Below are 13,397 nucleotides of genomic sequence, written 5' to 3' on the forward strand. Positions count from 1 at the left end.
AGCCGCATATGGCGCACGCCCCACCGAGGACTTCGTTCGTGAGGCGTGGCCACCCTGCGCGAGAGGTGGCTGCGCACCTCGAGAGAATCCCGCGCCTGAGTTGTCGACAGCCTGCGCGAGGTGCGGGGGAACCGTGAAGGTCCTGCGCCGCGACGATCAGATGGGGTACCTGCGCAGCATGCGAGTCGCGAATACCTACGCCGTATCGTGTGACAGGATTTCGTCGCCGTCGGCGCGATCGAACCCGAACCGGACGTCGCCGAAACCGAGGAGCGCACGTTCGCCTCTGTTCGTACCCCGACCAGTGCAAAGCCTTCCTAAACCTTCCGTAGCGTCACGCAACTCAGCCAGAATCCGGCAAGTCGGTGTCCAGTGGTCGGCTACTCGAGCGATACGCTGCCGCAATGACTGAAAAGCCATCTGGCATCGACCTAATGTCCCAGTATGAGCGCAAGGCGTGGGTTTCCTTGGTCGAATCTGCCCACGGTAAGGCCACCGAAACGCGGCGCTCGCGCGCCCTGGCTGAAGCGAAGCAGAAGGCCATGCGTGGAGCGCAGCGAGCCAAGGGAGCGATAGAACGAGTACCCGGAAGCACACAAGTCATTGATGGTTTCGATGCCTCGGTACATCAGGCGGTACAGGGTTTACACACGCTAACGGTGGAACGAGGCCTGAATTCCGTCAGACTGCCGAAGATTGTAAAGGCGTTCGGGGCGGAAGGCGTGAAAATCGCTCAACTCGAGGATATTCGGGAAGTAGACCTTCGGCACTGCGATCGGTCATTACCGCGGAAGCGCGAAGGGTACTTGCTAGCTGGAACAGCAGAGGGCGTTATGTCATCACTTGCCGTCACTGGAGCGATGGTTTCTTCAACCGTTACCGGCGGTACAACGGCTGCAGTTGCAATCGGTGCGGTATCGGCCGACGTCGTCACTGTACTTATCGGGATGGGACGCATAGTCGCGCTCGTTGCGGCACACTACGGGTACGACGTTCGTGAACCCGACGAGCAGGTATTCGCGGCAGGGGTTCTCGCATATTCTTCGGCCGGAAATGCTGCGGAAAAGGCGGCATCCTTGGCGTCCCTGTCGCGTTTGACGCAAACTATGATGCGTCGAGCCACCTGGAAGCAGTTGAGTTCGGACAAGTTGGTTAGAATCATTCAAGGAGTCTTCGCTTCATTGGGTCTGAGGCTGACACATAAGAAGTTGGCGCAGGCGGTACCGGTAGTGGGCGCGGTGATTAACGGCGGAATGAACGCACACTTTGTCAACCAAACATTCGCGCGAGCCCAGCAAGCTTACCGCTTGCGGTTTCTAACAGAGAAGTACGAAATGGACTCCGCAGTTTGGGCTCCGAGCGCCCCAGAGGACCGCGATCAGTCCGACAGTCAAATGCCCCGCGTAGACGAACTAGTGGAATCGCAAATCGCGAAATGAGGGTAGATTCAATCCCACAGAAGGCTGATACTAGCATTTCCTGGGGCGATTTTGCTCGGACACCCCTGCACAGGTAAGGAGATGCCGGTCCTCGACGACCCGCTCTTCCCGGGGGTTCTTGGGCGGACAACAAAGCCCGAGGAGTTCAACTCTCTCTACGACGACGTCGACACCAAACTCTTCGGCCGCTTCGGGGACGACACCATCATCTACCCCGGCCACAGCAAGGACACGACCCTCGGAGCGGAGCGGCCGCATCTCGGCGAATGGCGCGAACGCGGCTGGTGACCGGTCCCACATCGGACCAGCAGAGTCAGGGGGCTACGTGACATCACAACCCGACGGCGATCTGCCGCCCTTCACCCTGTGCGCGGACGTCGACGGGACGAGGTACGTCAGGATACGAGAGCGCCAACTCGGGCACGGACACGCGCCGAGGCGCGGCGTGGCGGCGTGATCACGCTCCCAGACTGGGCTACGGCGAACTCGCGGCGAGACAGGACGAGAATCAGTCTGCGGTGGCACCAGGCGGCCTCGATCTGCGTGATGTCGGGGCGCGGGCGGTGCAGGTTGCTGTGGCGGCGTCGCGATATTCGAAGGGAACGTGTCTACGTCGATAAGTAGCGAGCCAAACCCTCGCTCCCGTCCCCTGTTACGAGCGAGACCGCAGCTACCCGGATCTGGGGTCGCGCACATCGCGACACGCCGGTCGCCCCATGCCAGTAGCGATCCCTGGCGCACGTGATATGACATCGAGATGGTGCATCCCGCGCATATCGTGCACACTCTGATCGCCTCGCCGTCGGATGTCGACGAAGAGCGGTCCGCGCTCAGAAACGCGATGTGGGAGTTCAACGACGAGCACACGCCATCGAACCTGGTCGTACTACTTCCCCGAATGTGGGAGCGGAACAGCACTCCCCGCCTCGGTGCTCCACCGCAAGACATTCTGGATGAGCAAATAGTCGACCCGTCCGACATTGCGGTCGGCATCTTCTGGACTCGGATTGGACAGCTGCTTCCCGACGGAACGCCCGCAACCGTCCATGAGTTGGAACGCTTCGTCGCAGCCGGAAAGCCCGCCCTGCTCTACTTCTCGGACAAGCCCGTAGTTCTCGATTCCGTCGACCCCGAGCAATGGGGCGCAGTGCGGGACTTCAAGAAGCGTGCCCAATCGTGGGGCGTATATCGTGAGTACTCGACTATCGCCGAGCTCGTCGATCGTGCCCGCCGCGACCTTCTAGCTACCGTTCGAGACCGCCTCAAACTTGAACAAGTCGCTCCAGGTGCAGCTCCTACCGGGACCGCTCGACCCGTAGCGAGAGTTGAACATCGACAGGTTTCGAGGACGAACAACGAGGGACAACTCAAGGTCGAAACCCGGCGCTACCTCATCGTCGAGAACATGGGCGCACAGATGATGCCCGTGGCCTCACTATGCAATGGCGCTCGCCGACGCCCGACCCTGAGAGGAATCCGCCGCCGCAGATACTGGGCCCAGACGGTCCTCTGGAATCAGTGGTCGGTGGTGCGCAGCTCGAGTTCCCGATGATCGTCACGTTTGGCACCGCCCGTAGTGCCACCCTCAAGCTCGAGTGGAAAGACTAGAGAGGGCGCTACTCAACGGTCCGATCAGACTCTCGTCTTCTGAGTGCAGCCCTCAAGAGCCACGATTACTAAGGCTTCACAGGCCCCCACGGCCACTTCCAGTGCAGCGTCCTTAAGAATGGGGCGCGAAGTTTCTCGCCGCCCTCCCGTGAAGCACTTCCCCGGCCCAAGGATCGTGAGCGAGAAGGTCACCGACCGAGCATGAATAGGGCCTTGTCCACGTCTCGCGGAAGCCACCGTCGACCTGTCCCGCCGTTCACCGCTTCGACGAGCTCACACACCGTTGTCATGAAGCGGCTGTAGTAGCCGGCCGGATCAGGGAACCCAAGGCTCTCCAATGCGGCCTTTGCCCGGCGGTCGTAGACGGCCATATGGTCGGGTGCACCTGCGGTCAGCAAGGTGGAGGCAACCGCCGCCCCGTGCTGACACCCCGGCAGCTCGAGCAACGCCGATCGCGCCGCTCCCGCGGCCTCGGGAATGCTTCGGTCGATGTCCCCGGCGAGCTCGAACGCCTCGGCGGTGACCGCTCGCACCTTCCGGTCGGGCCACTCGTTCAGATCGCGGGTCCAAACGGTGCTCAGGTTCAGCCGCTTCCACAGCAGCAGCGCGCCGATGTCAGCCTTGCCGATCGACCCGTCCCGTTCGGCCCGGGCCTGGACCTCAAGCAGCACCTCGTCGTAGAAGCTGCCGCCCTCGAGACTGGGGTACTGCGCGTACGCCTCGACAAGGGTGGCGACGATGTCCTGCTCATTTTCGGATACCGCCATGCCGAAAGACTACGCGGCAAAGAGTTTTAGTTGGCTGGCGTCAGCGCCTCGGGTCGGGAATGATCGCGATATGGGCCTCCATCTACAGCTCGGTGAGAAGATCACGCCGAAGGGACGAACGCTGACGGTCACCGACCTCGACGTAGTCACTTTGACGGAACTACGTCCCTTGCTGATCGGCATCGCCCTGTCCGGCGGCACCATCCACCATTCGGCCCTCATCAAGGCCTTGGAACTGCCTCATGCAACGAACGGGCTGGGGCGCGTACTCGACCTGTTGTCCGAAGACTGCAGACGCCGCCGCGAGCCTTCGCTGGCTGCGCTCGTCGTTTCCCAGTCGACCGGCGAGGTGGGGTCAGCCTTCTGGGGCAATCCGAGTTCCGAACGTACGGACGTGTACAAGCACAGGCGCGACGTCATCAGTACCTGAACAGGTCGTTCTTCGCCCCCGCTGACCGCAAGCGGTCAGTACTGCGCCCGCACCACTGACTCGCGTCCCACACCGACTCGCGCCGTGCCGATGCAGCACCGCGTCAGCCCTCGAGCTTGCGGAGGATCTCCGTCCACATCGATCGAGGGACGGTCGAGCGCACCGCATCGGTGATCTTCTGAACCTGAAGCATCATGTCCGCGACGTCCTGGGTGTCCTGCCGGGCGTCCAGCATCGTTTGCCGCCTGGTGTCAGCGGTCATGTAATTCCGACTTATCTTCGTGTCATCGGTCCGTGGTCGGGTTAGCTGCCCGTAGCGTTCCGTAGCAGACCGGAAGGGCTGACTCGTGTAATTCCTGTCGCCCGCTCGTTGGGTTGACCCTCCTGGGGTGTGTCCGCCCCTTCCGGTCTGCGTTCGCGGAGTGACTGAAGAGAGGCGTGACCCCAAGCTGCTGTGAGAGGTGCTTGAAGTCGGATTGTCCTCCGCGGATTCCCCCAATCCGGAGCAGAGAAGGGAACCGCCTTCCATGATCGTCATCGGCATCGATCCCCACAAGTCCAGCCACACCGCCACCGCGGTCGACCCGGTCACCAACACCGATCTCGACTCGATCCGCATAGACGCCATCCACACCGGCTACAAGATGCTGATCTCTTGGGCCAAGTCCTGGCCGACGCGCAAGTGGGCGGTCGAGAACGCCGAGGGACTCGGCCACCACCTGGCGCAGTGGCTGCTGGTCCTCGGCGAACTCGTTCTCGACGTCCCGACCACCTCCACCGCCCGGATCCGGGAACTCTCCCGCGGCGGTCGACGGAAGAACGACCGCATCGACGCCGCCGCAGCGGCCTGTGTCGCCGTCCTGCAGGGCGACGCCCGCCCGCTCGACCCGGAGGGCGCGACCGATATCCTGGCACTGCTCGACGAGCGTCGAACGAATATGTCCAACAGTCGGACTCGTCTCGTCAATCAGTTACACGCGTTGCTGGCTGTTTGCCGGCGGTGCACCAACCTCGTTGACCGCAGCCTCGGCCATCACCCTGCTGCGGGGCTTTCGTGCCCGCAGCGAAGTCGACCGAACTCGCGTCGGCCTGTGCCGAGATCTGATCGCCGACATCCGCCGCCTCAACGACCAGCTCGCGGCGAACGAGAAGCACATGTCCCAGGCGCTCGACGAACACGGCACCCGCCTACGAGAAATCGACGGGATCGGAACGGTGACCGCCCCCCGGCTGATCGGCCGCACGGGACGCGCCAGCCGATTCCCGACCGCCGCCGCCTACGCCAACTACAACGGCACGGCACCGGTGCAGATCGCCAGCGCCGACACCGACCGCCACCGCCTCTCCCGCTACGGCGACCGACAACTCAACAGCGCGCTCTACACCGTCGCCATGGTCCAGACCCGGATGCCCGCCAGCGCCGGCCGCGCGTACTACGACAAGAAAATCGACGAAGGCAAAAGTCCCCGAGCCGCAACCCGCAGCCTGAAACGGCACCTCTCCGATCACGTCTGGCGCACCATACTCGCCGACGAAAAACGCAGCCACCGGCAACGCGAGAAGGAACCCGCAAGTGCGGCTTGACAAATAGAGAGGCACCCCAGGTTGAGGGATTCGTCCGTCACGTAATTGAATTCCTCCAAGCCCTGTGTGAGGACGAGATCGCCCGCCGGGAAACGGCGGCGCTGGCAGTCGCGGCCGAGGCAGGCCGGTTCGCCGAAGGAGATCTGCCGGCGATCGTCGCGCACCACACCGGCACCGGCACCCGGCAGTGCGGGCGTGGGCGGCGGACAACGACGTCGAGTTTGTGTTTCTGCCGACGTACGGGTCGTGGCTGAACTGGATCGAGTCCGAGTTCGGGGCATTGCGGTATTTCGCATTGGGCGGCACCGATCATCGCAGTCACACCGAACAGAACGCTGCGATCGCCGCCTACATGCGCTGGCGAAACACCCACGCCGAACCGAAGACCAGCTTCGCTCCCGACTCCCCGATCCGAACCTGGACCGAGTACCCGCACTACCCGGTCAAGGTTGGCTGACGAGCCACTAGTCCGTTCATAACCGAGACACGCCGTCACCCCAGGCAGGTGACAAAGAGGGTGATGACGCTCGGGAAGCAGTGATGGGGGCACGAACGCGACCGCATGTCGAGCCCTCTTGCCTATGGCGTAGGCGATAGATTGACGTCACGCGACGTATCGGAGGGGACCAGTGAAGGCTGTCGACTCGCACCTGCTCACCTTGCTGAAGGCCAGCAACCAGTTCATCGTGCCGATCTACCAGCGGCTCTACTCCTGGCAGGAGGCGGAGTGTGCCCAGCTGTGGAACGACATCATCCGGGCCGGGTCGATGCCCAAGCTCGGCTCACACTTCACGGGGTCGATCGTGTACGTCGCGAAGGACCAGGCCACCAACACCTCTGCCGAGCCCGACCTGATCATCGATGGACAGCAGCGGGTGACGACGGTGACTCTAATTCTTGCCGCGCTGGCTGAACGGTTGGAGAAGTTGCCGAAGGATCAGCAGGAGCCTTGGGATGGCTTTTCGCCGCGGAAGATCCGGAATCGCTACCTGCTCAACGACGACGAGGACGGCGAACGCCAGTTCAAGCTGATCCTGTCCCAGAGCGACAAACAGGCCTTGATCGCGATCCTCCAGGGAGCAGAGCCCGCCAGCGACTCGGTCACTCGTGTGATCGACAACTACGCCTACCTCAGGCAGAAGCTGGACGATCCCAACCTGGACCTGTCCGTGGTGTGCCGTGGTCTCGACAAACTCGTCGTCGTCGACGTGAAGCTTGAGCGCGGTGTGGACAACCCGCAACTGGTCTTCGAGGCCATGAATTCCACCGGCAAGAAGCTCTCGCAGGCCGATCTGATCCGGAACTACGTTCTGATGGACCTGCCACCCAAGCAGCAGGAGAAGCTCTACGCGGCGTACTGGCGTCCGATGGAGCTCGAGTTCGCTGGCGCGGAGGAGAGCCAGTTCGACCAGTTCGTCCGTCACTACCTGACCGTTAAGACGGGCGATATTCCGCGCTTGGACGACATCTACGACGCGTTCAAGGATCACGCCGCGGCGTTCACCGACGCGGACGAGACCATCGAATCGCTCGTCATCGAGCTGCGTCAGTACGCCCGGCGGTACTGCGCGATGGCATTGGGTAAGGAGAAGGACCCGAAGCTGCGACGGGCGTTCAAGGACTTGGACCAGATCAAGGCCGACGTCGTCTACCCGTTCCTGCTGGAGGTTTACACCGACTACGAGCTCGCTACCCTGTCGCGAGACGACGTGCTGCAGGTCGTCGACCTCGTGATCTCCTACATCTTCCGGCGAGCGGTCTGCCGGATCCCGACCAACTCGCTGAACAAGACCTTCGCCGGCTTCAGCTCGGCGGTGCGCAAGGACCGCTACCTCGACAGCGTCAAGGCACATTTCCTTGGTCTCAAGAGCTATCGCAGGTTCCCGACCGACAGCGAGTTCCGCTCCAGCTTGACGTCCAACGACCTGTACAACTTCCGCCGGCGTTCGTACTTCCTTCGGAAGTTGGAGAACCACGGTCGCAAGGAGTATGTGACGGTCGAGGACTACACGATCGAGCACATCATGCCGCAGAACGAGAACCTCTCACCCGAGTGGCAAGCGGCTCTCGGCGACGACTGGCAGGACGTGCAGGTGAAGTACCTGCACACCCTCGGAAACCTGACGCTCACCGGCTACAACTCCGAGTACTCCGACCACCCGTTCACGAATAAGCGCGACATCGAAGGAGGATTCAAGGACAGTCCTCTCCGACTGAACAAGGGCCTGGGGCAACTCGACACGTGGAATGCCGACCAGATCCAGAAGCGAGCCGCGCGGTTGGCCGACGATGCCCTGCAGATCTGGACGATGCCGCACTTGCCGCCCGAACTTCTCAGGGAGCTCGGAGAGAAACGAGTGGAATCGGACTTCTCCATAGAGGACCACCCCCACCTGCTGCCACAGCCACGCCGAGCGCTGTTCGAGAAGTTCAGTGCAGAAGTCTTGGCTCTGGACCCAGGAATCACCCGGCAGTTCCTGAAGCTCTACATCGCCTTCAAGGCCGAGACCAACTTTGTTGACGTCGTTCCCCAGAAGGCGCGAATGAGACTGACTCTCAACATCCCACTGGAGGCACTCCACGACGAGCGGGGTCTCGCGTGGGACGTCAGCGACAAGGGGCACTGGGGCAACGGCCCAACCGAGGTCGCCCTCGACGAGAACTCCGACCTGGGCTACATCATCGGGTTGGTCCGCCAAGCCTTCGAGTTCCAAATGGGTGGCGAGTAGAGGAACATCGCTCGCTCGCAGTTCAATTAGGCCCAGTGAGCATTCGGTCATTCGCCGACGGCTTTGGTCCGTGGTTGTCGCTTCGGCGAGGCATTCCATCACACACTCGGTGGGAAAGTCATCCAGACGTTGGCGAGGCGCGTCCAGAACTCCTTCCAGCAGTCGTCCTCGGTCGGTCGGTGCTTCACATGCGGCCGTACGTGGTCGAATGTCTCTTCGGGACGCCCGGGGAGCGCCCGGTGGAGCGACGGTTCGGTGAGGTTTTCCCAGGAATGCTACGACCGAGGGGCCGAGTCGAGGTACCTCGAAGGCAACTGCAGCGACCGGGAATGGCGTTAACGCATGGGTGCGGAAGGTGACGCGCTCTGCGGAGGCACGCGACCGCAGTAGCTGGTGAAAGTCGGGTGCGGTTCGGGCGTGCATCTGCGGCATTGCGAGTCACTGCTGCGCCGGCAGTGGCCGCCAAATTCCCGTTTCGTCGCTCGAAATTCGAGCGGCTACCGCGTCTTTGCCTTCAGCGTGCCCAGTACTGCAGCATCGGCTCCTCGGCCAGTTGGGCACCTGCTTGAGTGATGATGAGCGCGTCCCGGTCGATCCAGTACTGCACGCCTTCGTTCGTCACGACGTACCCGAGTTCGGTGCGGACCGGATCATCGATCTCGATAGGGGCACCGTCGCTGAGCCGTACACCCTTGTAGTACAGCCGACCGACCCCGGTCTCGCAGATGACCACCAGCGACTGCGGGGTACGACCGATGAGTACCGCCGGGTTGGTGGAGTTGCAGCGTCCCCCCGGAACACCGATGAATCCCTGCGCGTCGGTACCGGGAACAGTTGGTAGTTGTGCCGCCGTGCGGGGTGCGCTGACCGTCGAGGGGGGAACGGGGGTGGTCGTGCGCGGTGTGGAGGCTGGGCCGGTCGGTGAGAGCTCAATTATGTTTACGGTGAACTTCGGCACGGTGGTGCGGCCCCCGATCTGGGTGTCGTAGGAGTACGACCCGTCCACCTCGACGTACATCTTGACGATGTCGTCCTCGACCACGTTGGCCACCAGGGCGGGGTCGTCGGCCTCAATGGCGGTGTTCTGGTCGTAGTCGTACGGGCTGTCCTGCAGGACGGCTGCGGTGTCGGCTCGGAAGCGGTCGGTGCCGGTGGCTGAGTCGAACTGGGTCACTCGGCCGTAGACGACGATCCTCCGTCCCGCAAATGCATCCGGGTCTTTTACCAGGAGAGCGAAGTCCCGCTCCGAGATTTCCTGATAGGAGGCCGGATCGAGCTTGGCGGGGTCCTCCGGCTGTGTGGTCGTCGCGCCGCTATCCATGCCTGAGGATCGACTGGAGCTCGGGGTGGAGTCACCTCCACTGCACGCCTGGACGCTGAGGATGAAAACCACAAGGAATGCCAGCACAGCCCAAGGCCATTTCGGCTTCTTCCGCATCCCCGGTTGCGGGGGCGGGGCCTGGAAGGCTCCGTAACCTGGCACAGTTCCAGGCTGACCGGGATAGCCGTAAGGCTGTTGAGGGTATCCATAGCCTTGCGGTGCCGTCCCGTACGGCTGTTGCGCCCCTGTAGGTGGCTGGTCGGGATGGGGGTATGGGGGCGGCTGGGTCATGCCTTCGTCCGTTCAGTGGAGGCCTGCCCTCGAGTTTGAGCAGACCAAGTGGTTCGCTAGGACTATCACCAAGTGACTCCCGCCGTTACAGGACCATTCCTAGGAGTGGTCCCTGGGCCGTCGCGCCAACGCCGTAAACGTCCAGGCTGCAAACGGATGGGCTATCGGGAGGAGGGTTGCGAAGGGCGGTACTCGAGCGTCCAGCGGTCGGAATGAGGCGTCCCACTTTCCGATGCTGACCTGGTATTCCTCGGCCTCGGGCTCCTCAGTGAAGGACATGACCTCCCCGATATGCTCACGGAGCACCTCAAGCACCTCGGCTGGGGTGGCGGTGGGTTGGTGGTGCGGCACGCTGGGACGGTCGAGCAGACCGGCTCGCCGAACTGACGGTGGCGGTGCACCCATCTGCTGGCGCAGGCGTGGGAGATGCCCATCTCGACGGCGACATGGGAGCTCGGGCGTGCCTGGCAGCGCTGCACATGACGGCGGCGTCCCTCGACGGACAGCGCGGCGTTACGGTGCGCCGCGGTCGCTTCGTCCTGTCGGCGGATGCGCTGGTGGTACTTCTCATCCTGGAGCGGAAGACGCGTCCGCTTCGCTCAACCCCTCCGTGTGCCGGTGTCTACAACGTCATGACCCGCCACAGTCAGTCCCTCTCATCCACGTTCTTGATCTCCTGTCCGCCGAGCATGAACAGGGCCTTGTCCACATCGCGCGGGCACCACCCCGTCCCCTTGGTGCTGTTCACCCGCTCCGCCAATTCGCACACGACCGTCATGAACCGGCTTTACCGGGCGTCCACGTCGACGTACCCGAGCGCGCCGAGTGCCGCCACCGCCCGCCGGTCGTACACGGCCATACGATCGGAAGCTCCAGCGGTCAGGATCGCGGAGGCGACAGCTGGCCCGTGCTGACACCCCGGCAGCTTCAGCAGTACCCGCCGAGCCTGGTCGAACACAGCCACCCAGAGTTTCCTCGTCGCGTCAGTTGGTGCGCCGCCCTCGCATCTGGTCATCTCCCTCGGCATGACCGAGCAGTGGGATTCCGCGGTGATCGCGGTATCACACCGCCCGTACGGTCCTGTAGTGATGTGACGGACTTGTTCGACTCTTATGCCCCGCTCGTCTGGTACGTGTCGCTCCACGGTCCGATCACCGGCGGCTGCGACAATCCCGGCGAGATCCGCAGATCGGTCTTCGCTCCGGTCCGCGCCAGACAGGAGGTCACACACGTGAAGATTCGGATCGTGGGCGTGCTCGCATCTGCCGTCCTCCTAACCGCCTGCACAGCGGGCGGCGACGCGGACACCACCACCGCGGCCGGTAGTGCAGACACCGCATCGCCGCGCTCGACGACTGCAGGGCCGCCGCGCAACGCCCAGGGCCGCATCGAGAAGAACTTCGGCGAACCAGCCGGGCTCAACGACAACGTGAGCGGCGAACCCGCCTTCACCTTCATCCTGAGCAACCCTCGAGTGAACCCGGAGTGCACGGGCTTCTGGCAGATCACCCCGAACGGGCAGTACCTCTTCGTCGATGTCGAAGCGGTGACGTCGGTGAACTACTCGCAGGCGGTCACCGGTGCGGGTAATCGCAGCGTGAAGCAGATGGCCGATCGCAGCCTGAGGGCCGGGAACTGGCGCGGCGTCGGACCCGACGGAGTCGTCCTTCCCAGCCTGATCAGCACCGCGGCGCTCAACTGCGACGAGCTGAACGATGACGCCTTCGCGGAGCCGTTCGCTCCCGCCTCGACCTATCGAGGCACCTACGCGTTCGACGTCCCGGTGGGTACCAAGAGCATCTATCTGGACATGCTCGGCAAGGACATCAGTTGGGAATGGCGGATTCCCGAGACTGTGATACCCGGGGCTCCTGGCGCACCGAGCGGATTCTGATCCGATCGTCCAGCGCGTCGCGGCGTGTACTCCGAATCCCCGCATCGCTCATCGAAGCGGGACGGAGACCCCGTCGGAGAACATCGACTCGTGCAGTTCGAGACGCTCCGCGGTCGCGCCACTGAGCTCGAACTTCAGATCTCCCGAGACCGACTCCCCTGGATTCAGCGCAGCCAATACCAGATCGGAAGTCACCTTCACCGACGCCGCGAAACGGCGTCCTTCGGTGTCGAAAACGTCTTGATCGGCGTAGGAGAAACTTTGGGGACTTGTGCCGACGTTCGTAACCGTCAATGAAGCAATTGCGCCGTCCCAGGAGGACACGACGAACTCCAGGTCCCCACCACGATGAGGTATGCCGATACCGTTCGCAGCCTCCTGAGCCAAGGGAGGAACCGGTGCCGCGGCGTCCGTAATGGCGGAGGGCGTGGCTGTGACCGCCGGGTTCGAGGAGCCGGAGTCACCGTCGGTGTTCGCCCCGACGATCGTCACCACCGCCAGGACGGCGGTGATGCCGGCGGCCACCAGGAGTGACTGGCGCGGGCTCCAGGGTTCCCGCCTGACGCGGGAGGAGGAGGTGGTCGGAAGCGCTCCGCTGGAGGTCTCTCCATGCTCGGATCGACTGGTGGCCGTCCATTGTCGGCCGTCCCAATACCGCATCAGCGTCGCGTCGCGGGAGTCGGGATACCAGCCCGGTGGTGGAGAGTGCGACATTCGTGCTCCTCCTTCCATCGTCGTATCGTCCGACTGATCAGACAGTTACACCCGGGTAGACGTGCCTGAATGGCAAGGGCGGCGTGACTCCCTGCGTCAAGCCGGTCCGGAGGCAGGATTGCCGCCTATCCCTCGGTGTCGACCAACTCGTCCAGCTTCCGCAGAATCTGCCCCCACATCTCCCGCGGCACGATCGCCTTCACCGCAGCGGTGATCGGCTGGAGCTGAATCATCATGTCGGCGACATCGGGGCCGGTGGAGGTTTCTCGCGAGACGGTGTAAAGTTTCTCCGCGGCCCGCAGCCCCGTCTCCACGCTCACGGTGGTGCCTTCGTCCACGAGGTGCTCGAACGCTTTCTGCATGACGACCTCGAACATCGCGATCGGGGTCAGTGCGACGGCCAGACCCTCGGCGAAGTCGATGCGGTTCTCGCGAGCGCGGCGCTCGACGATCTCCCGATAGGTTGTTCGGCCGCTTCGGTGACGACACGGTGATCTACCCCGGCCACGGCAAGGACACCACGCTCGGCGCGGAACGTCCCCATCTCGGGGAGTGGCGCGAACGGGGCTGGTGACCCGGTGAGCTGCGGCAGGTCGCCGTCCTGCGGCAGCGCACTCGCG

At 63.3% G+C, this 13,397-nt stretch carries 13 protein-coding genes and 5 pseudogenes; 10 read left to right on the forward strand and 8 right to left on the reverse strand.

Features of this window, described 5'->3' with window-relative positions; genetic code table 11:
• Nucleotides 1–404: 404 nt before the first annotated feature.
• The 3 genes and pseudogenes from QNA09_RS12020 (at nucleotide 405) to QNA09_RS12030 (ending at nucleotide 2,991) form a co-directional block, all read left to right on the forward strand.
• Nucleotides 405–1,439 carry an EcsC family protein gene (locus QNA09_RS12020; protein WP_248957258.1) on the forward strand — a complete coding sequence of 345 codons (1,035 nt, stop codon included), beginning with the start codon at nucleotides 405–407 and terminating at the stop codon, nucleotides 1,437–1,439.
• A 96-nt stretch (nucleotides 1,440–1,535) separates the two neighbouring features.
• Nucleotides 1,536–1,727: pseudogene (locus QNA09_RS12025) on the forward strand (MBL fold metallo-hydrolase); the annotation flags it as partial.
• Nucleotides 1,728–2,196: 469 nt separating this feature from the next.
• Entirely contained in the window at nucleotides 2,197–2,991 is a 795-nt protein-coding gene (locus QNA09_RS12030; protein ID WP_162919319.1) for a DUF4062 domain-containing protein, read from the forward strand.
• 244 nt (nucleotides 2,992–3,235) lie between these two features.
• Here QNA09_RS12030 and QNA09_RS12035 read toward each other — a convergent pair whose 3' ends face one another.
• The gene (locus QNA09_RS12035) at nucleotides 3,236–3,814 is read right to left on the reverse strand and encodes a hypothetical protein (protein ID WP_208643844.1); all 579 of its coding nucleotides are present in this window, start codon (nucleotides 3,812–3,814) and stop codon (nucleotides 3,236–3,238) included.
• Here QNA09_RS12035 and QNA09_RS12040 point away from each other — a divergent pair.
• A complete protein-coding gene (locus QNA09_RS12040) occupies nucleotides 3,813–4,244 on the forward strand; it encodes a hypothetical protein (RefSeq protein WP_162919320.1) in 432 nt (143 codons plus the stop codon). The genes QNA09_RS12035 and QNA09_RS12040 overlap by 2 nt on opposite strands.
• Nucleotides 4,245–4,347: 103 nt before the next feature.
• Here the strand turns inward: QNA09_RS12040 and QNA09_RS12045 are convergent, their stop codons facing one another.
• Complete coding sequence (locus tag QNA09_RS12045) at nucleotides 4,348–4,506, reverse strand: hypothetical protein (protein WP_162919321.1); 159 nt, start codon at nucleotides 4,504–4,506, stop codon at nucleotides 4,348–4,350.
• Nucleotides 4,507–4,771: 265 nt separating this feature from the next.
• Between QNA09_RS12045 and QNA09_RS12050 the strand changes: the two are divergent.
• From QNA09_RS12050 to QNA09_RS12065, 4 genes and pseudogenes are all read left to right on the forward strand, one after another.
• Nucleotides 4,772–5,173 (forward strand): annotated as a pseudogene (locus tag QNA09_RS12050) (transposase); the annotation flags it as partial.
• A gap of 85 nt (nucleotides 5,174–5,258) precedes the next feature.
• Nucleotides 5,259–5,828, forward strand: a complete 570-nt coding sequence (locus QNA09_RS12055; RefSeq protein WP_244213161.1) for a transposase — start codon at nucleotides 5,259–5,261, stop codon at nucleotides 5,826–5,828.
• A 223-nt stretch (nucleotides 5,829–6,051) separates the two neighbouring features.
• Nucleotides 6,052–6,285 carry a transposase gene (locus QNA09_RS12060; protein WP_119700311.1) on the forward strand — a complete coding sequence of 78 codons (234 nt, stop codon included), beginning with the start codon at nucleotides 6,052–6,054 and terminating at the stop codon, nucleotides 6,283–6,285.
• A 172-nt stretch (nucleotides 6,286–6,457) separates the two neighbouring features.
• Nucleotides 6,458–8,557, forward strand: coding sequence for a DUF262 and DUF1524 domain-containing protein (locus QNA09_RS12065; protein ID WP_102031156.1), 2,100 nt, complete (start codon nucleotides 6,458–6,460; stop codon nucleotides 8,555–8,557).
• Between the two features lie 514 nt (nucleotides 8,558–9,071).
• On the opposite strand, the gene QNA09_RS12070 is transcribed toward QNA09_RS12065, so the two are convergent.
• The 3 genes and pseudogenes from QNA09_RS12070 to QNA09_RS12080 form a co-directional block, all read right to left on the reverse strand.
• Nucleotides 9,072–9,731: a hypothetical protein gene (locus QNA09_RS12070; RefSeq protein WP_102031157.1), complete on the reverse strand. Its 660-nt coding sequence runs from the start codon at nucleotides 9,729–9,731 to the stop codon at nucleotides 9,072–9,074.
• Nucleotides 9,732–10,481: 750 nt separating this feature from the next.
• A pseudogene (locus tag QNA09_RS12075) lies at nucleotides 10,482–10,720 on the reverse strand (leucine zipper domain-containing protein); the annotation flags it as partial.
• A 236-nt stretch (nucleotides 10,721–10,956) separates the two neighbouring features.
• A complete protein-coding gene (locus QNA09_RS12080) occupies nucleotides 10,957–11,133 on the reverse strand; it encodes a hypothetical protein (RefSeq protein WP_162919322.1) in 177 nt (58 codons plus the stop codon).
• 282 nt (nucleotides 11,134–11,415) lie between these two features.
• Here QNA09_RS12080 and QNA09_RS12085 point away from each other — a divergent pair, with 282 nt between their 5' ends.
• Nucleotides 11,416–12,063 carry a hypothetical protein gene (locus tag QNA09_RS12085; protein WP_237210817.1) on the forward strand — a complete coding sequence of 216 codons (648 nt, stop codon included), beginning with the start codon at nucleotides 11,416–11,418 and terminating at the stop codon, nucleotides 12,061–12,063.
• Between the two features lie 48 nt (nucleotides 12,064–12,111).
• Here the strand turns inward: QNA09_RS12085 and QNA09_RS12090 are convergent, their stop codons facing one another.
• The 3 genes and pseudogenes from QNA09_RS12090 to QNA09_RS12095 all read right to left on the reverse strand — a co-directional run bounded on the left by QNA09_RS12090 (nucleotide 12,112) and on the right by QNA09_RS12095 (nucleotide 13,154).
• Nucleotides 12,112–12,588, reverse strand: coding sequence for a DUF4352 domain-containing protein (locus tag QNA09_RS12090; RefSeq protein ID WP_228287190.1), 477 nt, complete (start codon nucleotides 12,586–12,588; stop codon nucleotides 12,112–12,114).
• A gap of 105 nt (nucleotides 12,589–12,693) precedes the next feature.
• Nucleotides 12,694–12,795 (reverse strand): annotated as a pseudogene (locus QNA09_RS29185) (DUF2510 domain-containing protein); the annotation flags it as partial.
• Nucleotides 12,796–12,902: 107 nt separating this feature from the next.
• Nucleotides 12,903–13,154: a hypothetical protein gene (locus QNA09_RS12095; protein ID WP_102031159.1), complete on the reverse strand. Its 252-nt coding sequence runs from the start codon at nucleotides 13,152–13,154 to the stop codon at nucleotides 12,903–12,905.
• Between the two features lie 83 nt (nucleotides 13,155–13,237).
• Between QNA09_RS12095 and QNA09_RS12100 the strand changes: the two are divergent.
• A pseudogene (locus QNA09_RS12100) lies at nucleotides 13,238–13,351 on the forward strand (MBL fold metallo-hydrolase); the annotation flags it as partial.
• Nucleotides 13,352–13,397: the final 46 nt, after the last annotated feature.

The sequence above is a fragment of the Rhodococcus sp. AH-ZY2 genome (assembly GCF_030916465.1).
In the GTDB taxonomy this organism is placed as follows: domain Bacteria; phylum Actinomycetota; class Actinomycetes; order Mycobacteriales; family Mycobacteriaceae; genus Rhodococcus; species Rhodococcus ruber.